This is a genomic window from Streptomyces canus (assembly GCF_041435015.1).
Classification (GTDB): Bacteria; Actinomycetota; Actinomycetes; order Streptomycetales; family Streptomycetaceae; genus Streptomyces; species Streptomyces canus_G.
The window spans coordinates 5,139,308-5,158,222 of record NZ_CP107989.1 but is presented as its reverse complement, the minus strand read 5'-3'; the positions used below and the strand labels follow the sequence as shown (position 1 = coordinate 5,158,222).

Annotated in this window: 17 protein-coding genes, 1 tRNA gene and 1 pseudogene; 11 read left to right on the top strand and 8 right to left on the bottom strand. The window is 68.7% G+C overall.

Annotated features, from left to right (window positions below; translation table 11 throughout):
- Positions 1–169 precede the first annotated feature (169 nt).
- Positions 170–505: a DUF6344 domain-containing protein gene (locus OG841_RS23440; protein ID WP_328639709.1), complete on the bottom strand. Its 336-nt coding sequence runs from the start codon at positions 503–505 to the stop codon at positions 170–172.
- A 341-nt stretch (positions 506–846) separates the two neighbouring features.
- Here OG841_RS23440 and OG841_RS23435 point away from each other — a divergent pair, with 341 nt between their 5' ends.
- Together OG841_RS23435 and OG841_RS23430 are read left to right on the top strand one after the other, a co-directional pair.
- Positions 847–975: a DLW-39 family protein gene (locus OG841_RS23435; RefSeq protein ID WP_003999697.1), complete on the top strand. Its 129-nt coding sequence runs from the start codon at positions 847–849 to the stop codon at positions 973–975.
- A gap of 219 nt (positions 976–1,194) precedes the next feature.
- Complete coding sequence (locus OG841_RS23430; RefSeq protein ID WP_328639710.1) at positions 1,195–2,625, top strand: hypothetical protein; 1,431 nt, start codon at positions 1,195–1,197, stop codon at positions 2,623–2,625.
- Positions 2,626–4,860: 2,235 nt separating this feature from the next.
- Here the strand turns inward: OG841_RS23430 and OG841_RS23425 are convergent.
- Positions 4,861–5,761, bottom strand: a pseudogene (locus OG841_RS23425) (serine/threonine-protein kinase); the annotation flags it as partial.
- Between the two features lie 237 nt (positions 5,762–5,998).
- Positions 5,999–6,547, bottom strand: coding sequence for a helix-turn-helix domain-containing protein (locus OG841_RS23420; protein ID WP_031036313.1), 549 nt, complete (start codon positions 6,545–6,547; stop codon positions 5,999–6,001).
- Positions 6,548–6,730: 183 nt separating this feature from the next.
- Here OG841_RS23420 and OG841_RS23415 point away from each other — a divergent pair.
- Positions 6,731–6,803 (top strand) — tRNA-Ala (locus OG841_RS23415).
- 219 nt (positions 6,804–7,022) lie between these two features.
- Here the strand turns inward: OG841_RS23415 and OG841_RS23410 are convergent.
- Together OG841_RS23410 and OG841_RS23405 are read right to left on the bottom strand one after the other, a co-directional pair.
- Entirely contained in the window at positions 7,023–7,973 is a 951-nt protein-coding gene (locus tag OG841_RS23410; protein WP_365116464.1) for a glycoside hydrolase family 26 protein, read from the bottom strand.
- A 150-nt stretch (positions 7,974–8,123) separates the two neighbouring features.
- The gene (locus OG841_RS23405; RefSeq protein ID WP_328639712.1) at positions 8,124–8,846 is read right to left on the bottom strand and encodes a DUF5324 family protein; all 723 of its coding nucleotides are present in this window, start codon (positions 8,844–8,846) and stop codon (positions 8,124–8,126) included.
- Positions 8,847–9,088: 242 nt separating this feature from the next.
- On the opposite strand from OG841_RS23405, the gene OG841_RS23400 reads away from it, so the two are divergent.
- On the top strand, positions 9,089–9,622 hold the full coding sequence (locus OG841_RS23400) for a peptidylprolyl isomerase (protein ID WP_328639713.1): 534 nt from the start codon (positions 9,089–9,091) through the stop codon (positions 9,620–9,622).
- A gap of 105 nt (positions 9,623–9,727) precedes the next feature.
- A complete protein-coding gene (locus OG841_RS23395; protein WP_328639714.1) occupies positions 9,728–10,612 on the top strand; it encodes a rhomboid family intramembrane serine protease in 885 nt (294 codons plus the stop codon).
- 243 nt (positions 10,613–10,855) lie between these two features.
- On the opposite strand, the gene crgA is transcribed toward OG841_RS23395, so the two are convergent.
- Positions 10,856–11,110 carry a cell division protein CrgA gene (crgA, locus tag OG841_RS23390; protein ID WP_311713519.1) on the bottom strand — a complete coding sequence of 85 codons (255 nt, stop codon included), beginning with the start codon at positions 11,108–11,110 and terminating at the stop codon, positions 10,856–10,858.
- A 140-nt stretch (positions 11,111–11,250) separates the two neighbouring features.
- Here crgA and OG841_RS23385 point away from each other — a divergent pair, with 140 nt between their 5' ends.
- From OG841_RS23385 to OG841_RS23360, 6 genes are read left to right on the top strand one after another with little or no spacing between them, the layout of a single operon-like run.
- Positions 11,251–12,030, top strand: coding sequence for a DUF881 domain-containing protein (locus OG841_RS23385; protein WP_328639715.1), 780 nt, complete (start codon positions 11,251–11,253; stop codon positions 12,028–12,030).
- A gap of 27 nt (positions 12,031–12,057) precedes the next feature.
- Positions 12,058–12,747, top strand: a complete 690-nt coding sequence (locus OG841_RS23380; protein WP_328639716.1) for a class E sortase — start codon at positions 12,058–12,060, stop codon at positions 12,745–12,747.
- 16 nt (positions 12,748–12,763) lie between these two features.
- Positions 12,764–12,961: a hypothetical protein gene (locus tag OG841_RS23375; protein WP_199873683.1), complete on the top strand. Its 198-nt coding sequence runs from the start codon at positions 12,764–12,766 to the stop codon at positions 12,959–12,961.
- The gene (locus tag OG841_RS23370) at positions 12,958–13,596 is read left to right on the top strand and encodes an aminodeoxychorismate/anthranilate synthase component II (protein WP_007383306.1); all 639 of its coding nucleotides are present in this window, start codon (positions 12,958–12,960) and stop codon (positions 13,594–13,596) included. The genes OG841_RS23375 and OG841_RS23370 overlap by 4 nt, the downstream gene beginning before the upstream one ends.
- Positions 13,593–14,741, top strand: a complete 1,149-nt coding sequence (locus OG841_RS23365; protein ID WP_328639717.1) for a class E sortase — start codon at positions 13,593–13,595, stop codon at positions 14,739–14,741. The genes OG841_RS23370 and OG841_RS23365 overlap by 4 nt, the downstream gene beginning before the upstream one ends.
- A gap of 13 nt (positions 14,742–14,754) precedes the next feature.
- The gene (locus OG841_RS23360; RefSeq protein WP_328639718.1) at positions 14,755–15,492 is read left to right on the top strand and encodes a class E sortase; all 738 of its coding nucleotides are present in this window, start codon (positions 14,755–14,757) and stop codon (positions 15,490–15,492) included.
- A 96-nt stretch (positions 15,493–15,588) separates the two neighbouring features.
- Here OG841_RS23360 and OG841_RS23355 read toward each other — a convergent pair whose 3' ends face one another.
- Both OG841_RS23355 and pknB read right to left on the bottom strand, forming a co-directional pair.
- The gene (locus OG841_RS23355) at positions 15,589–16,620 is read right to left on the bottom strand and encodes a restriction endonuclease (protein WP_371566796.1); all 1,032 of its coding nucleotides are present in this window, start codon (positions 16,618–16,620) and stop codon (positions 15,589–15,591) included.
- Positions 16,621–16,846: 226 nt separating this feature from the next.
- Positions 16,847–18,841: a Stk1 family PASTA domain-containing Ser/Thr kinase gene (gene pknB / locus OG841_RS23350; RefSeq protein WP_328639720.1), complete on the bottom strand. Its 1,995-nt coding sequence runs from the start codon at positions 18,839–18,841 to the stop codon at positions 16,847–16,849.
- Positions 18,842–18,915: the final 74 nt, after the last annotated feature.

Here is an 18,915-nt window from a genome sequence, read left to right as displayed (position 1 = left end):
AGCCGGTTCCGGTTGGGGGTCTTCGGCGTACGGGCGGATGTTTCCGTGCGGTGCTGTGCGCGACGTCGTCATTTCTTCGGTGCTGCTTCGATCCGTCTTTGATCCGTCTTTGGTGCGTATTCGCTTCTCTTAAGGTGTTTCTCGGGTGCTGCTGTGGAGTGCCGTGACGTCAGGCACAGCCCGCTGCGGCCGGTTCGGCTGCGTCTGTTTCCGCGTTCGCGGCCGTGTCGGTGTCGGCGAGGGAGCGGGGGCGGCAGCTGGGGGTCTTGCCGTGGGCCTCGGCCCGGATGCGCTGCTTCATCGTGGGGGGCAGGGACCTGACGTAGGACCAGAGGCCGTTCGACATCGCCAGGGGCTCCGGGTGTGCGACGGCGCTGTTGCGGGCCGGCTGGGTCTGCGGTACGGCAGCGGCGGCGGTCGTCGTGATGAGTCCGAGCGCCGTGAACAGCGCGAGGAAGGCGGTGATGACGACGGTCCACAGCTTCATGACCTTGTTCAGGGCCATGGTCCCTCACTTTCGGGTCGGTTCGATTTGCGTACTTTCCTCATGATGTGTATGGGCGTCGCGAAATCACGGACCCGAGCCTGTGGCGCGTCGATCTTCGGATGAACACCACACGGATGGGTGCATAAGGGGAGAAAAATGGGAGAAGCAGGACTATATGTGCCGAAGTGACCGTCTGTGGAGGTGTGATCACCCTCTGATCGGAGGTGCCTGTTCCGCTTCTACTGGGCCGCTCGCGACGGGAGTTGAGGGCCCGGACACAGGTCACCGATCGGTATCGGTCGGTGTGTATAGTCGGGCGCCAGAGGTCCCCTAACGTCAAGGAAAGACGAGGTCGCGCGGTGAAGAAGCTTCTCCTGGTCGCACTGGCCGCCATCGGCGGGCTCCTCGTGTACCGCCAGATCCAGGCGGATCGCGCCGAGCAGGATCTGTGGACGGAGGCGACTGACTCCGTGCCCACGGGTTCGTGAGTACAGAGATCCGATTCTGAACAGACCCCGGCCGTTGTTGCGGTCGGGGTTTTGTGTTGCCCGGGGTCGGAGGCGGGGGTTTCGGACGGTCGTACGGATTGCGAGGGTGGGTGGCGGTCCGGCGGGGCAGGATGGGCCACGGCCGGCCCCACAGCTGGTCGTGTCGCATCGGTGACGGTCGTGGGAGCTCGGGCGCGGGCACGGAGGGGTAGGCGCGGGATGGGGTGGCGTACGGCGTGGTGGCGGGTGGCCGTCGTGGGGCGCCGTACGGCGTGGTGGCGGGTGGCCGTCGTGGGGATCGTGCTGGGCGCGGTGACCGGTGCGCCGGTGTCTCCTGGCTTCGCCGCCTCCGCATCGCCCTCCACGTCTCCCCTTGCCTCTCCCTCCACCCTTGCCTCTCCTTCCACCTCCGCTTCTCCTTCTTCCTCTGCAACGGCTTCCTCGTACGCCTTCGCCGAAGACGCCCCTTCGGTCACCGGCGCGGCGGACACCGCGGACGCCGAGCGCCTTGAACCCGGCACGACCTACCGGAGTTCGCTGCCGAGTGACGGCAAGGTCTACTACCGCCTCACCCTCGACGGCACGTCGACCGTGTACGTCGCCGCGACGGCCGTACCCCCGACGGACGGGGCGGTCACCCCCACCGAAGGCGTCAGGGTGTCCGTGCAGGACGCCGACGGCCGTTCCTGCTCCGCGGCGGACACCGCCAGCATCGGCGCCGGCCGCAGCCCGCGACCCCTCACTGTGTGGGGCGCTCGTCAGCTCTCGCCGAGCCGGTCGCTGTGCCAGGGCGCCGGTACCTACTACGTCGTCGTCGAGCGGGTGCTGCGTACCGAGTCCTCGCCGGGCGACTGGGACCTGGAGCTCGCGCCCGTGCTGGAACCGCGGTTGCGGAAGGCCGGTTCGACCAGCGCGCCCGAGGCCTGGGACTCGGGCACGCCCTCGCCTCCCGCGGGTGCTGACGTGCGGGTGCGGGGTGGCGGGGGATTCGGCTCGGCGACCGCGCTGGAGCAGGGGGTCTGGCGCGACGACGTGAGGCCCGGCCAGACGCTGTTCTACGAAGTGCCGGTCGACTGGGGACAGCAGGTGTACGCCACTGCCGACCTGAGCAGTTCGAGCGGCGGCGGGGCGGGTGGGGGCTTCGTGCCGGGGGGCGTGAATCTGGCGCTGTACAACCCCGTGCGCGGACTCGTCGACGCCACCAGCATCAGTTACAACGGCAGCCAGAAGTCGGGTGCCCTCGCTGCCCTTCCGCCGGTGGGGTACGACAACCGGTACGCCGTTTCCGACCGAGTGAACGGGATGCGGTTCGCCGGGGCCTACTACCTCGTCGTGCATCTCGCTGCGCGGGTGGGCGAGGAGTTCGGCGACGGGCCGGTCGGACTGATGCTGCGTGTGCGGGTGAAGGGGCAGGCGACGGCCGGGCCCGGTTACGCGGGACAGTCCAAGCCGTCGGGAATCTTCCAGGTGGGGCTTCTCGGTCGGGGCGCTGGGGCGGCGGGCGAGACGGACTCGGGCGACGGTGACGGCGGTGGCGGTGATGCCGGAATGAAACTGGTGGCCGTCGGGGGGATCGGGGCGGGGACCGTGGTGTTGGTGGTGCTCGGGGTGTGGGTTGTGGTGGGGCGGCGGAGGGCTGCCGGGGTGTAGGGGGGATGGCGGGGTCGGGCCTGCCAGGCGTTTGGCTTGTGCTGCGGGCTGCGGGCTGCGGGCTGCGGGCTGCGGGGCCTGCGGGCTGGGGCTTTGGGGATGCAGGGCCCATGGGGTGCTGGGGCCTTGGGAATACCGGGGCGGGGGATCGCGGGGTTCTCCGGATTGCGTGTGGCCGCCATGCCGCCGGTCGGTGCCCGCGTGGGAATCGGGGCGAGGGTGAGTCAGGCCTGCGTCTGGGGCGCCTCTGTGGGGGATGCGGGACTGCAGGTGGGCTCCCCGTGGCGCGGGCGGCTTGGGATTGCGGTCTGTCCGAGGTGCCGGGTCCTCAGATCTGGGTGAGTGCCCAGAACCCCACGGCGTAGCAGGCCAGGGCCAGGAGCAGGAGCGGGATCGCCACCTTTGCTGGGGGGCCGCTGCGGCGCGCTCGCGAAAGTGACGGGGCGGGGGGTGGAACCTGCGGGCTCTGAGCGGTGTACGAAGCAGTAGAGGTATCAGCGTGGGGCTGGTGTGGGACTGGTGTCGAGGCCTGCGTGGGGAAGCGGTGGGCGTGGGGTTGAGGGGAGGGCAGGACGTGAGTCGGGGGTGTGGGGTCGTGGGGGGAGATGTAGGCGGAGTGGTTCGGGGCAGGCCGGTATGGCTGGCTTTGGGCCTGCGGATGGTGGTGATGCGACTGTGCCTGGTGCTCCGGTGGGGTGGAGGGCTGGGAGCGGGAGTCCGTGGGCCGGGGCGGTGGCAGATGGAAGCTGCCGGTGTCCGACACCGAGGGTGGCTGGGTGGGGGCGGGTGGGGTGTGGTGCATGGACCAGGGTGTTTCGGGGCCCGCTCCGGGGGCGGTGCTCGGGAAAGGCGCGTCGGTGCCTCCCGTGCCGGTGGCGGGGCGAGCGGCTGGGGCGTTGGCGCCTGGGGATGGTACGGAGCCTGCCTCGCCGGCCCAGGAGGGGTTGGCTCGCTCGGGCCAAGGCGCCGGGTTCGATTCTCTGGGCCAGGACGTCGAGTTCGCCTCATCGGACCAGGGCGGCGTGTTTCCTTCGGCAGGGCTGGATACGGGACTGCCGTCGCGGGAACGCCGGGCTGCTCGGTTGCCTTCGCTGGGCCAGGACGTGGCCCTTCTTTCTCCGGGGAGGGGGGAGCGGCTTTTCTCGCCGCGCCGGGGCGATTCGGTGCCCTCCTCGGAACGCCGGGCTGCTTGGTTGCCTTCGCTGGGCCAGGGCGCGGCGTTTCTTTCGCCGGGCCAGGGGGATTCGCTTCCCTCGCTGGGTCGGGCCGCTTCGTTGCCTTCACTGGGCCAAGGCGCGGCGTTGCTCTGGCCGGGCCAGGGCGACCCGCTGTCCTCACCGGGCCGGGACACAGGCCCGTTCGTCGCACCAGGCTGGTGTCCAACGCCGTGCGCTTCACCATGTGGGTAAGAAGCGCCGTTCGCCCCACCTCGCTGGCTGGGCGCGTCACTGGCCTCGCGTGGGTGGGGAGGTACTCCACTCTCTCCGCCGTGCCAGGAGGGCACCCCGCCTGGCATTCCGGGCTGGGAGGACCACCCATTCCCTTCGCCGAGTCGGTAGGGGGCTCCGTCTGCTTCACCGGGCGGGGAGGAGGCTGGCCCATTCCCTTCGCGGTGTTGGAAGGGGGCCCCAGCCGCTTCACCGGGCGGGGAGGAGGTCGGCCCATTTCGTTCGCCCGGCCGGTAGGGGGCCCCGCCTGCTTCACCGGGCGGGGAGGAGGCTGGCCCATTCCCTTCGCCCGGCCGGAAGGGAGCTCCGCCCGCTTCACCGGGCTGGGAGCCCGCCCCGTATCCCTCACCGAACCAGGAGGATGCCCCACCGCTCCCCTGGGCCGCACCGGGCCGAGACGCCTCGCCGTGGTCCCGGCCGGCCCAAGAAGGCGCCCCGTCCGCCTCACCGGCACCGAAGGCAACGTCGGCACCAGCACCGGACCCAACACCGTCGCCCGAGCCGGCTCCCGACCCCACACCAGCGCTGGGCCCAGCCGAAGCACCGGAGCCGCCACCGGCACCCGGTCCGGTACCGGCCCCAGCACCAGCCCCACGCCAGTCAGCCGCCCCGCCTTCTCCGCCAGCGGCAAAAGCCCCCGCGCTTCCTCCGCCGGCGCCGGAAGGCACCCCGCCTCCTCCGCCCCCGGAGGGCACGCTGCCCCCAAAAAACCCACCGCTTACGTCACCAGTCCCGAAGCGCGGATCTCTCCCCGCCGCCCCGGAGACCCCGTTCCGTGTCCTGTCCGGGTCCACGCCCGGGGCTCGCTTGAGGGGGCCTTCCGGGTCGAACCCGGGGGGCAGGGGGCCGAGTTGGTCGAAGATTTCGATGGACTCGTCGTCGGGGCCGGGCTCCGGAAGGAGTTCTCTGGCCGCGGCGAGGGCTTTGCGGGCCCCCGTGGCGGTGCGGAAGCGGGCTTGGGGGTCCGGCTGGAGGAGCGAGGCCACGAGCTGCCAGAGCGGTTCGGGGACACCGTGCGGCGCTCCGGGGGTGCCGTGGGCGGCGAAGTACTGGATGAGTGCCTTGGCGTCGGGCTTGGCACCCTCCAGGAGGTACAGCGCGACCAGGCCGACGGCGAACAGGTCGGCGGGGAAGTCCGGTTCCGCACCCATCATCTGCTCGGGGGCGAGATAGCCGGGCGTGCCCACGACGAGGTTGGTCTCCGTCAGGCGCGGCTCGCCCAGCCGCATGGCGATGCCGAAGTCGGACAGCCGCAGTCGCGGGCGGGAGGTACCGGTGGCTTCGAGCAGGATGTTGGCGGGCTTGATGTCACGATGCACGACGCCTTCCGCGTGCACCGCGGCCAGCCCCGCGAGGAGTTGGTCGAGCAGAGTGCAGACGAAGACCGGTGGCAGGGGACCGTAGTCCCCGACCAGATGGACCAGCGAGCCGCCGGCGACCAGGTCCATGGTGAACAGGACCTTGTCGTCGTCGGCGGCCCAGCTGGCGGGCGCCAGCACATGGGGATGATCGATCCGCAGGGCCTGTTCGCGGACGAAGCGCAGCAGGGAGTGCGCGTCGCTCTGCAGCAGCACCTTGGCGGCCACATAGCGGCGGCGCCGGTGGTCCCAGGCACGCCAGACGGCGCCGACGCCTCCGCGTCCGATCGGATCGGCCAGTTCGTACCGGCCGGCGAACACCTCACCCATGACTGCGCGTCGCTCCTCCCCCTGCGGCTACCCCCTTGCTTCCCCCTCGATGAGCGATACGACCCCTCGTGGCCTCCCGGATGAGAGATACGGCCCCGTGTTCCTCGTCTCCTCGACGGCTGACACACCCCCGTATGTCAGCCCCCGGCGAGAAGCGCGACCCCCCGCGCTCCTCCGTGCCGCCTGCACAGCCCCCGGCCCGGCTGCCGAACCCCCTTCGGCTACCGGGCGGACGGCTCAGTTCTGGTGGGACTGGTAGTGCGTGACCGCGTCGGAGGTGCGGCCGGCGCCGTAGACCCGGAGGAACTCTGCCAGTTCCGGGTGGGTCGGGGCGAGAGTGTCCGCCGCGTCGATGATGTCTCCGGCGGCAGCCACCGAGCGCAGCAGCGACTGGATCTCGCGGACGACCCGCTTGACCGTCGGCGCTCCCGAACTGCTCGTCGTGGTCGTGGTGTTGCTGAGCACCGAGCCCCCCTGCGACTTCTTGATCTCGTCCATGCGCTCGGTCGCCTCGGCCGCGCTCACGCTGCCGTCCGCGACCTGCCCCGCCAGATCCTGCAGCAGCTGTACCCGCTGGACCACGGCGGGATTGCCGATCTTCGCCCGCTGACCGCTCATCAGCTGAGACAGCATCGGAGCCGACAGCCCCAGTACCCCCGCGAGACGAGCCTGGTTGAGGCCGAGGTCGTCTATGAGCTTACGGAAGAGCGCCCCCAGCGGCTCCCCATACCAGTTCCGCTGCAGTTCCCGCGCTCTTGCGGTCGCTTCCTGCTGTGCGGCGTCCATGTGCGTCTCCCCATCGCTTCCCCAAAAAACCGTGGTTCGCGACAGCGAACCACGCCGAGCATCTTACGGAGAGTGGTCGTTCGCGGGGACCCCCAATCCTTTTGCGGAATACTGGGGGTGACCCGGTACTCTGGTCTGCGGCGCCCACCGGTACGTGGTTTTCCGGCGGACGTTTCTCTTCCCGGGGCCTTAGCTCAGTTGGTAGAGCGCTGTCTTTGCATGGCAGATGTCAGGGGTTCGACTCCCCTAGGCTCCACTTCAGAAAACCCCTCCGACCTGCGGATACGCGGGCGGAGGGGTTTTTCGTGCGCGGGGCGGGAGCCGGTTCGGCATACTGGTCGCGTCCTGCCCTGACTGACGTGTCCCGCGTTGCTCGCCTCGACGGCCCCGGCCACCGACGTCCACCTCTGGTGGCCGCACTACGCGCCGGCGCCGGCGCGAGCGGCACCCCGTCGGCAGGCCCGGACGCACCGGCCTACTTCATCAGCGAGCGGTAGACCGCCGACGACCTCGGATGGGTCCGGCAGCCCCACACACCGTGCGGGCAGTAGTCGGTGATGGCCTGGTAGAGGGGACGCTCCCGGGCGAACCACGTGAGCATGCCGCGCACATACTCCGGGTTGTCGCCGTTCTCGTACAGGCCCCACTCCTGGTACGAGAACGGCTTGCCGTGGGCGCGGGCGAAGCGGACATGGGCGAGCAGGCCGTACGGCTCGCTCACCTGGTCGGTGAAGCGCAGGCCGCGCGGGGCGTCGTAGGCGTCCATGCCGATGATGTCGACGACCTCGTCGCCCGGATAGCAGCGCGGCCACGCGATCGCGTCGCGGCCGCGGGTGGGCGTGAACTCGAAACGGAAGCGCTGACCGGGTACCGAGCGCATCGCGCGCACGATCCTCGACCAGTACGCCTTCCACGCGGCCGGGTCCGGGCCGCAGCGGTGGGTGTAGGTGGTGCCGTTCATCTCCCAGCCGAGCACGACGATCGTGTCCGGGACGCCGAGAGCCGTCAGCCGGCGGGCCAGGGTGCGGAAGTGGTCGTCGTAGGCGCCGGCCGCCCCACGCCGCAGCTCGGTGCGGACCGTGCTGTCCGGGAGGTCGGCCTCGGTGCGTTCCAGCATCGGCACGTCGAGGACGAACAACCGCCGCGGGTCGGCCCGCCGCCACGACGCCCAGGACTCCAGAAAGCCCGGCGCACCCTCGATGTTGCTCCAGCGGTCGCCAGGCAGATACACGTGCCCGACCCGGGGCGCGGGCCCGCCGAGCCAAGCGCCGAGTTCGGCGAGACGGCCCACGTCGGCGGGCTCGTAGCCGACGTACGCGCCGTACGCGGAAGCAGCCGAAGGCTCGGGGGCGCGAGCGGTGCAGGCCGAAGCCAGGAGCAGCAGTACGGCGGCCAGGGCGGCCGGCCCACGGCGCGAGGGCTTCATCAGGGCGGCGGTCCATCCGGTGCGGAGACATGTCCCTGCGAACAGTGGCGCATCAGGGCCCTGCCGCACCGGTCGAGTCACACCGTCGGGTGAACACGACGGTGGGGCGGAAAACTTCCGCCCCACCACTGGTACACGCCGGTGTCGGCGTCAGCGCCCTTCGTCGTGCTTCGCGGCGTCCTCCTCGGCCTCCTTCGCCTGGACCTCCGGGTCCAGGACGGACTGGCCGCTGCCGTCCACGGACGTCAGCCGGCCCGTCTCGGGCACCTCGGTCGCGGCCGGCGGCTCGACCAGCCAGTCGGGGTTGGCCTGCTTGTCCCACCACTTCCAGGCGGCGAAGGCGCCGCCCGCCACGACACCCACGACCGCCAGCGCCTTGGCAAGGCGTCCTGCACGGGCCCGCCGCTCGTGCTTGCGGACCAGCTTCTGGACCTCCTTGGGCGTGATCTGGCCGCGCAGCGCGGCCAGTGCGGCCACGCTCCGGGCCGTGGCCTCATCGCGGACCGGACCGGCCGCGGCGACGGCCTGCTCGATCCTCGGACGGGAGTAGTCGGCGGCCTGACGGGCCGCCTTGCGGGTGCGTACGGCAGCCTCGTGGGTGCGTACGGCAGCCTCGTGGGCGGCCTGGTCGACCTTCGGCGGAACATGCGTACGGGCCTGCTCCAGGCGCGGTGCGACATGGGCGCCGTACTGGACACGCGCCTGCTCGGCCGCCTGCGAGACCTTCGGCGCGAGCCGTACGCGTGCCTCCGTCGCGTAGTGCGAGGCCTTGTCCTTGGCCGTGTCGGCGTAGGGCGCCACCACTTCCGCGGCGTGCAGCACGCTGTCCTTCGCCGAGCCGGTCGCGGCGCGCACGCTGTCGATGCGGGTCACGGGATCCTCCTCCTCGGTGGCGTATGGTATTTCGACTTTCCACCCTTTTACGGATCATGCCTGCCGGAGTGCAGCCCGGCACCTGAGGGCGGGCATCCGGATCAATAACGGATGAATACGTGGCAACGGGAGCTTGTCGACGACAATGCCACGGATCGTCGCTCCGCGCCCCTGCCCGGACCCTCCTCGGCCGGATCCGTGCGAGGATCGGTCGGGCACAAGAAGACAACGGAAGGCAGATCGTGGCCGAGCAGCTTTACGCCACCCTGAAGACCAACCACGGCGACATCGAAGTCCGGCTCCTGCCGAACCACGCCCCGAAGACGGTCAGGAACTTCGTCGAACTCGCCCAGGGCGAGCGCGAGTGGACACACCCGGGCACCGGGGAGAAGTCCACCAAGAGGCTCTACGACGGCACGATCTTCCACCGCGTCATCAGCGGCTTCATGATCCAGGGCGGCGACCCGCTGGGCACCGGCATCGGCGGTCCGGGCTACGAGTTCGAGGACGAGTTCCACCCCGACCTCGGCTTCAACAAGCCCTACCTGCTCGCCATGGCCAACGCGGGCCCCGGCACCAACGGCTCGCAGTTCTTCATCACCGTCTCCCCGACGGCCTGGCTGAACCGCAAGCACACCATCTTCGGCGAGATCACGGACGCGGCCAGCCAGAAGGTCGTGGACGCCATCGCCGGCGTCAAGACCACCCGCCCCAACGACCGACCGGTGAACGACGTCGTCATCGAGCAGGTCGTCGTGGAGACCCGCCAGGGCTGAGCCCCGGGCGACCACCACGAAGGGAACCAAACGCCCCGCTCAACCGTAAGGATGAGCGGGGCGGTGCATGTGGGTACGACGACTCAGGGCGACTTAGGGGATGGCATGAATCAGGAGGCGGGCAGCACACCGGAGGCCCAGAACCTGCCTGGCTGCTACCGGCACCCGGACCGTGAGACCGGCATCCGCTGCACCCGCTGCGAGCGCCCGATCTGCCCCGAGTGCATGGTCAGCGCCTCCGTCGGCTTCCACTGCCCCGAGTGCGTGCGCGACGGGGGCGGGGGCGGACAGGCTCCGGCCGCGGCGAGGCCCCGCACCATCGCGGGCGGCACGGTCACGGCCGACCCCCGGCTGTTCACGAAGATCCTGATCGGGATCAACGTCGCGGTGTTCATCGCCATCCAGGCCAACGCGTCCCTGGCGGCGGACCTCAGCCTCATCGCCGCCTGGCCGCCGGCGCCGTTCGCGCCCACCGAGGGAGTCGCGGACGGGCAGTACTACCGCCTGGTCACCTCGATGTTCGCGCACCAGGAGATCTGGCACATCGGCTTCAACATGCTGAGCCTGTGGTGGCTCGGCGGCCCGCTCGAAGCGGCCCTGGGCCGCGCGCGTTATCTCGCGGTCTATTTCGTCTCCGGTCTCGCGGGAAGCGCCCTGGCCTATCTGCTGGCCGATCCGGGCACCCAGACGCTCGGCGCCTCCGGTGCCATCTTCGGCCTCTTCGGCGCGACCGCGGTCCTGATGCGACGGCTGAACTACGACCTGCGGCCGATCATCGCGCTCCTGGTGATCAACCTGATCTTCACCTTCGGCTGGAGCAGCATCTCCTGGCAGGCCCACATCGGTGGCCTGGTCGCCGGCCTGATCACGGGGTACGGCATGGTCCACGCCCCACGCGAGCGCCGGGCGCTGGTGCAATACGGCACCTGCGCGCTGGTGCTACTGGTCATCGTGGGCATGACGCTGTTCAGGACCGCCCAGCTGACCTGAGCGGGCCCGTTGTCCACAGCGGGTGCCGGATCTTGTGCATACAGTGCGGGAACAGCTGCGCCCCCTGTCACTGACCCGCGTTTGGGCAGGTCAGGCAGGGGGCGAACAGGCTTGCGGAAGCTGGTGCGATGGTCGTACCGGCGTCAACGCCCGATGGGTTATCCACAGATCGTCGTCTTTTCCCCAGGTCCTGTGGAAATTGCTCCAGGCTGTGGATAACTCAGCGGATACCCCTGGGGAGAGCTACTTCCACTGGGTCGAGACGCCGAATCCGGCGGCGATGAAGCCGAAGCCCACCACGATGTTCCAGTTGTCCAGGGCGTCGATGGGGAGCGAGCCGTCCGTCACATAGAAGACGACGATCCAGGCGAGCCCGATGAGGAACATGGCCAGCATCACGGGGGCTACCCACGCGCGGCTGGTCAGCTTGATGGCGGTCGCCTGCTTCGCCGCGGGCGGCGTGTAGTCGGCCTTCTTGCGGATACGTGACTTCGGCACGAGGGTCTCTCCTGTCGATGCGCTGCGTGGCCGCGCAGGTAACTGGTCGGGCTCGGGGCAGCGTACAAGGGGACACTGAGTGCTCCCCCGGGCGTCCGTTAGCGTAGTGCTTCCGTAGCGCCGAAGGAGATAAGGGTACGTTGAGCAATTCTGCCGACTCACCCCAGTCCGGATCCAGTCCTGTCCGCAGGCGGGGTTTCCGGCCGGTGAGGGTGCTCACGGTGGCCGTCTTCGCTCTCGCGGGACTCATTTTCTTCACGAGTTTCAATACGGCCAAGGGCACCAACATCCGCACGGACGCGTCCATGCTGAAGCTCTCGGACCTGATCCAGGAGCGCAGCCACAACAACGGTCAGCTCGACGAGTCGAACGGCTCGCTGCGCCGGGACGTCGAGGCACTCGCCGAGCGCGACGACGGCAGCACCAAGGCCGAGGACGCCAAGCTCGCCGCCCTGGAGGACAGGGCGGGCACCCAGAAGATCAAGGGGAAGGCGGTCACGGTCACGCTCGACGACGCCCCGCCGAACGCCACCGCCAAGCTTCCCGGCTACCCCGAGCCCCAGCCCGACTACCTGGTCATCCACCAGCAGGATCTCCAGGCCGTGGTCAACGCCCTGTGGAAGGGCGGCGCGCAGGGCGTCAAGGTCATGGACCAGCGGCTGATCTCCACCAGTGCCGTGCGCTGTGTCGGCAACACCCTGATCCTCCAGGGCCGCGTCTACTCGCCGCCGTACAAGATCCAGGCGGTCGGAGACCCGGAGAAGCTGAAGCAGGCGCTCGCGGACTCCAAGGCGATCCAGAACTACATGGTCTACGTCAATGTCTACGGCCTAGGCTGGAATGTCGCCGACGACGGCACGGTGACTCTTCCCGGCTACTCGGGCACAGTGGATCTGCAGTACGCCAAGCCCGTGGAGTGAGCACGATGTGAGCCTCTGGAGCCGCCGGTGCGTGTCGTCGTCAGGACCGTCAGCGAGCTGTGCATCACCGTCGGCGCCCTGATCGTGCTGTTCGTTGCCTATGTGCTGTTCTGGACCGGTGTGAAGGCCGACACCGTCATGGACGACCAGATCGACCAGTTACAGAACCATTGGTCCAAGGGGAGCGTGCAGCAGCCGAAGGTGACGGCCGGTGCCACCGCGACTCCGGCGGAGCCGGCGCCGTACCGGAGCGGGCAGCCCTTCGCGATCATGTACATTCCGCGGCTTGGTTTCACGTGGAACAAGCCCGTGCTCGAAGGCACCCGGGTCGGCACCCTGAAGAAGGGGCTCGGCCACTATGCGAACACCGTGCAGCTCGGTCAGCGGGGCAACTTCTCGGTCGCCGGGCACCGGCGCACCTACGGGGATCCGTTCAAGGACTTCCCGAAGCTTCGGCGCGGTGACGCGGTCGTCCTGACCGACGGGACCACCTGGTTCACGTATCGGATCGACAAAGGGCCTTACAAAACAGTGCCCACAGACATTGAGGTGATCGATCCTGTGCCACGTAAATCCGGGTACACGCGGCCTGGCCGCTATCTCACGCTGACCACGTGCGATCCGGAGTGGGGACACAGTCACCGGCTGATCGTCTGGGCACACCTGGACTCCACACAGCCTGTGGAGGACGGCAAGCCTGTTGCCCTGCGCCGTTAGTCTGGTGCGGTACGGCGTGAGTCTGGTGCCGTGGTGCGACGGAAGGGACGGCATGTACGGCTGGATCTGGCGGCATCTGCCGGGGAACGCATGGGTGAAGGCGTTCCTCTCACTCGTGCTGGTCGTTGCTGTGGTCTACGTCCTGTTCCAGTACGTGTTCCCGTGGGCCGAACCGCTGCTGCCCTTCAACGATGTGACGGTGGACAACCAGTGAGCGCGCGCATTCTTGTCGTCGACAACTACGACAGCTTCGTCTTCAACCTGGTCCAGTACCTCTATCAGCTGGGCGCAGAGTGCGAGGTGCTGCGCAACGACGAGGTGTCGACGGCGCACGCCCAGGACGGCTTCGACGGCGTTCTGCTCTCGCCCGGCCCCGGCACACCGGAGGAGGCCGGGGTCTGCATCGAGATGGTGCGCCACTGTGCCGCGACCGGGGTGCCCGTCTTCGGCGTCTGTCTCGGCATGCAGTCGATGCAGGTGGCGTACGGCGGTGTCGTGGACCGTGCCCCCGAGCTGCTGCATGGCAAGACCTCCCTGGTCGAGCACGAGGGCAGGGGCGTCTTCGCCGGGCTGCCGACGCCGTTCACGGCGACCCGGTACCACTCCTTGGCCGCCGAGCCGGCGACGGTCCCGGCCGAGCTGGAGGTCACCGCGCGGACGCACGACGGGATCGTCATGGGGCTGAGGCACCGTGAACTCCCGGTCGAGGGCGTGCAGTTCCACCCGGAGTCGGTGCTGACGGAGCACGGGCACCTGATGCTGGCCAACTGGCTGGTGGAGTGCGGGGACCAGGGCGCGGTGGCGAGGTCGGCGGGGCTCGCCCCGGTGGTGGGCAGGGCCACGGCGTGACGGCCCTGCGCCCCGAGCGCGAGGACTTGTACGGCGACGCGTCGTACGAGTCCTACGGCGGCGATCCCTATGGCGGGGAGTCCTTCGGCGGTGGTTCCTACGCCGAGAAGCCGTACGCCGAGAAGCCGTACGCCGAGGAGCCTTACGCCGAGATGCCGTACGCCGAGGAGTCTTTCGGCGGGGCGTCTTCGGGCGGGGCGTCGGCGCCGTACGTACCACCGGCCGATGACGAGACGGTGGCGCTGCGGATCCCCGACCCGCCGCCACCCTCCATATCCGCCTCTGAGGCCTCTTCCGTCACATCCGCCACTGGATCCCCACAGGGCGGCCGTGCGGCCCGCAGGAAGGCCGCCAAAGGCCGTCACGGGCGTCATGGTGGCGGAGCCGCGCCGGAATCGCAGTCCGAGCAGGAGTCGCCGGACGGGAAGCCGCTGTCCCGAGTCGAGGCCCGTAGGCAGGCAAAAGCACGCAAACCCGGCGCGGCCGTCGTCGCGAGCCGTGCGCTCGGTGAGGTGTTCATCACCACCGGCGTGCTGATGCTGCTGTTCGTCAGTTACCAGCTGTGGTGGACGAATGTGCGGGCGCACGCGCAGGCGGACAAGGAGGCCAGCAGCCTCCAGAACGACTGGGCGAGCGGCAAGGGGGCGCCGGGCACCTTCGAGCCGGGCCAGGGCTTCGCCCTGCTGCACATCCCCAAGCTGGATGTGGTGGTGCCGATAGCCGAGGGCGTCAGCAACAAGAAGGTCCTCGACAAGGGCATGGTGGGGCACTACAGCGAGGGCGCGCTCAAGACGGCGATGCCCGACGCCAAGTCCGGCAACTTCGCCCTGGCCGGGCACCGCAACACCCATGGCGAGCCCTTCCGTTACATCAACAAGCTCTCCCGGGGCGACGCGATCGTCGTCGAGACGCAGGACAAGTACTTCGTCTACAAGATGACGTCGACGCTGCCGGTGACGGCTCCGAGCAACACGAGTGTGATCGACCCCATCCCCAAGGGATCCGGTTTCAGCACGGCCGGCCGCTACATCACCCTCACCACCTGCACGCCGGAGTTCACCAGCAAGTACCGGTTGATCGTCTGGGGCAAGATGGTCGAGGAACGGCCGCGCAGCAAGGGCAAGCCGGATGCGCTCGTCCAGTAAGGGCAGATGACTAGTGGCAGCGACCACCGAGCAAGAGCAGAACACCGGCACCCCAGCGCCGCGTCGCCGCGGCCCCGGCCGGATCGCCATGGCGGTCAGCGTCTTCGGTGAACTCCTCATCACCGCGGGCCTGGTGCTCGGCCTGTTCGTCGTCTACTCGCTGTGGTGGACGAACGTCGTCGCGGACCGCGAGGCGGACAAGCAGGCCGACAAGGTGCGCGACAGCTGGACCGAGCGGACCACCGGCGGGCCCGGTGCGCTGGACACCAAGAACGGCATCGGTTTCCTGCACGTTCCCGCGATGAAGAACGGCGAGGTCCTGGTCGAGAAGGGCACCGCGACGAAGATCCTCAACGACGGCGTCGCCGGCTACTACACCGACCCCGTCAAGGCCACGCTCCCCACCAGCGGCAAGAAGGGCAACTTCTCCCTCGCCGCCCACCGCGACGGCCACGGCGCGAAGTTCCACAACATCGACAAGATCAAAAAGGGCGACGCGATCGTCTTCGAGACCAAGGACGAGTGGTACGTCTACAAGGCCTACGCCGTTCTCGCCGAGACCTCGAAGTACAACGTCAAGGTCCTCGGCCAGATCCCCAAGGAGTCCGGCAAGAAGAAGGCCGGCCACTACATCACGCTGACGACGTGCACGCCGGTGTACACCTCGCGGTACCGGTATGTGGTGTGGGGTGAGTTGGTCCGCACTGAGAAGGTGGACAGCGAGCGGACGCTGCCGAAGGAACTGCGGTGACCGAGGTCCTTTGAGGACCTCAGTCACCTAGCATGACGGAGGCCCGAAGCCGCAACTTTCTCTTGCGGCTTCGGGCCTCTTTGCGTCGGGCCGTGCCTACTCCAGGACTTCCAGCGGTTCCCCGGCGCTCCACTGCTCCAGCAGCCCACGGTGTACGACGGTGATCCCGGTCTCGGCGGCGATGCTCAGGGCTTCCGCGGTGAACGGGCACGTGGCCACGAAGAGCGCCACCTCCGCGGAGTGGAGAACCTTGGCCGCTCCGACGAACTTCTGCATGTCGGGGCTGGTGATGTTGAGGTACAGCGCGAACCGCTTGCACTGGACGACGAGGCGTCGTCCGCCGGCCGTGAGCCCGCTGACGTCGATACCCCGGTCTCCGTGGCCGCCCTGCACGGCCAGGTTGGTGCATCCGTCGCGGCGCAGCAGCTTGGCGATGTGGTGTTCGAACGTGCGGCCGTTCATGGCGTCCATGGCGGCCATGACTCCGACGGTGGGCCGGTCGTCTCGTACGCCTTCGAGTCGTTGAAGACGGGTGTGGTGCTGGTGGAGACGTCGCTCGATGCGCTGGACTCCTGCGCGCAGGGCGATCAGTTCCTTGCGGTGCTCGCCCGATGTTTCGATCAGGGCGTTGAACATCGGTACGACGGTCTTGCCGAGGATGTGGGTGATGCGTTGGTCGATGCGGTTGTCGAGGGAGGCGGTGTCCGTGTGGACAGAGTTATCCACAGGCTGGGTGCGGGCCAGGTACTCCATGTCCAGGAGGTACACACGCACCTGACGTGCGACTTCGCTGTCGCGGAGCAGCATGGCGACGTTGAGGATGGCTCGGCGGGAGAAGATGGCGAGGGATGCGGAGCGCGACTGAATCCCACTGAGTTCCTTGAAGGAACTCAGTTCTGAACCTGTCAAGACGCGGTACCCGTTGGCCTCCAGCTCGGCGCGGTGGTCGAGCACGAGGGAGCGAATGGCGGTGAGACCAACTTCGAAGTACGCCGCCACCATCGCCGTGGTCACGTGCATCCCGTCCGGCAGTAGCGACAGCGCTTTGACCCTGTCGAGTACGTCCGTTCGTTCCAGCACGCCGTCGCGCAGGGTCTTGGATTCCAGCAGTGCCGATTCGTTGATCATGTTCTGCCCTTCCGGTTGAGGCATGGCCTCGCGGCCAGGGCAGAGCTTCGTCACCCCACCCCAACGGGTCAACGAGTCGTCATATAGGAAGACACGATCGGTATGCGAACATGCCGGCGGACGGCCGCCGAGTGCATCCCTGATGCGGATGCGGGTCGCCATGACAAAGCCCCGTCGCCCTGTGATGGGCGTCGGGGCTTGTCTCTGGGTGGAGCTCTCCGTGCGGCTAGCCGGTCCCGCCTCCGAAGAAGCCTCCGCCGTTGTTGCCGCCGTTGTTGCCGCCGCCGACGCTCACGGTGGCCAGGGTGATCTGGGTGCCGCCCGGGTCGTCGACTTCGTTGCCCGCGCCCGGGTTCTGCTGGGCCACGAGCGCGGTGTCGCTCTGGTCGCTGCCGTTCGCGAACTGGATGTTGTTGAAGCCGGCGTTGTTGAGGATCTGCTTGGCCTGGGCGACCGTCTGGCCGACGACGTTCGGGACCTCGGTCTTGTCCTTCGGCTTGCCGATCTGGATGTTCACCGACGAGTTCTTGTCGGCCTGGGTGCCGGCCTGCGGCGAGGTCGCGATGACCTTGCCGATCTGGTTGGTGTCGTCGGTCTCCACCTCGGTGCAGTTGCCGACGAGGTTGTTGGCCTGCATCTGTGCCTTGGCGTCGTCACAGGACCGGCCGATGACGTCCGGGACCGTGGACTTCTCCTCGGCCTTGGCGATGGTGAGGGTGATGGTGGAACCCTTCTCCACCTCCGTGCCCAGCTCCGGGTCCTGCTTCAGGACGGTGCCCGCCTTTTCGGTGGACACCTCCTGCTTGGTCTTGACGACGAACTGGTACTTGTCACCGCTCAGCGTCTCGGTGGCCTTGTCGACGTCCTGGCCGAGGACACTGGGGACGGCCACCTTGGGCGCCCCGGTGGACACCACGAGGTTGACGGCGGAGTTCTTGTCGACCTTGGTGCCGCCCGTCGGGGTCTGCTCGCAGATGTTGCCCTTGGCCGTGTTCTCACACGCCTTCTGCGTGACCTCACCGACCTTCAGGTCGACGTTGCCCAGCTGTTTCTCGGCGTCGACCCGCGACTGGTTGACGATGTTCGGCACGGCCACCTGGTCGTTGCCCGCGCCTCCGTTGCCGCTGAAGATCCACTTGCCGATCAGGATCGCGCCGACGAGCACCAGGATGGCCGCCACCACCAGGAGGATGGTCGAGGTGTTCGACTTCTTCTGGCGGCGCCGGTCGGGGCGGTCGTCGTAGCCGAAGCCGCCGTCGTCCGGGCTCATCGGCGGCAGCATGGTGGTGGCGCCGGCGTCGGCGCGCAGGGCTGTGGTCGGCTGGTCGTCCGGGTAGCCGCCGTAGCCCACGGAGCCCATCGCCGCGGTGGCCGCGACCGGCTGGCCGTCGAGGCAGGCCTCGATGTCGGCGCGCATCTCGTCGGCCGACTGGTAGCGGTAGTTCGGGTCCTTGACCAGGGCCCTGAGGACGATGGCGTCCATCTCGGGCGTGATCTCCGGATCGAAGACCGACGGGGGCTGCGCTTCCTCGCGTACGTGCTGGTACGCGACGGCCACCGGGGAGTCGCCCACGAAGGGCGGCCGGACCGTCAGCAGTTCGTAGAGGAGACAGCCGGTGGAGTAGAGGTCCGACCTCGCGTCGACCTGCTCGCCCTTGGCCTGCTCCGGCGAGAGGTACTGGGCGGTGCCGATGACCGCGGAGGTCTGCGTCATCGTCATGCCGGAGTCGCCCATGGCGCGGGCGATGCCGAAGTCCATCACCTTGACCTGGCCGTTGCGCGTGAGCATCACGTTCGCCGGCTTGATGTCCCGGTGGACGATGCCGCTGCGGTGGGAGTACTCCAGTGCCTGGAGGATCCCGATGGTCATCTCCAGGGAGCGCTCCGGCAGCAGCTTGCGGCCGGAGTGCAGAAGTTCGCGCAGCGTGGAGCCGTCGACGTACTCCATGACGATGTACGGGATCGAGACCCCGTCGATGTAGTCCTCGCCCGTGTCGTAGACCGCCACGATCGCGGGATGGTTGAGCGAGGCGGCCGACTGGGCCTCCCGGCGGAACCGGGCCTGGAAGGACGGATCGCGCGCGAGGTCCGCGCGCAGCGTCTTCACCGCCACCGTGCGGCCGAGGCGCGTGTCCATGGCGAGGTAGACCTCCGCCATGCCACCACGGCCGAGCACCTGGCCCAGCTCGTACCGGCCGCCGAGGCGACGCGGCTCTTCCATAGCTTCCTACCAGCCCTCTCCGTCGGTCCCGACCGGCACGTGTGTGCGGTCGGAGGCTGCACTCCGGGCCTACC

Bases quoted from the DNA above. Each gene is read 5' to 3' on its own strand.
- OG841_RS23440 (WP_328639709.1), bottom strand. From the start codon at position 505: ATGGCCCTGAACAAGGTCATGAAGCTGTGGACCGTCGTCATCACCGCC.
- OG841_RS23395 (WP_328639714.1), top strand. From the start codon at position 9,728: ATGAATCAGGAGGCGGGCAGCACACCGGAGGCCCAGAACCTGCCTGGC.
- OG841_RS23410 (WP_365116464.1), bottom strand. From the start codon at position 7,973: ATGAAGCCCTCGCGCCGTGGGCCGGCCGCCCTGGCCGCCGTACTGCTG.
- OG841_RS23430 (WP_328639710.1), top strand. From the start codon at position 1,195: ATGGGGTGGCGTACGGCGTGGTGGCGGGTGGCCGTCGTGGGGCGCCGT.
- OG841_RS23420 (WP_031036313.1), bottom strand. From the start codon at position 6,547: ATGGACGCCGCACAGCAGGAAGCGACCGCAAGAGCGCGGGAACTGCAG.
- OG841_RS23355 (WP_371566796.1), bottom strand. From the start codon at position 16,620: ATGATCAACGAATCGGCACTGCTGGAATCCAAGACCCTGCGCGACGGC.
- pknB (WP_328639720.1), bottom strand. From the start codon at position 18,841: ATGGAAGAGCCGCGTCGCCTCGGCGGCCGGTACGAGCTGGGCCAGGTG.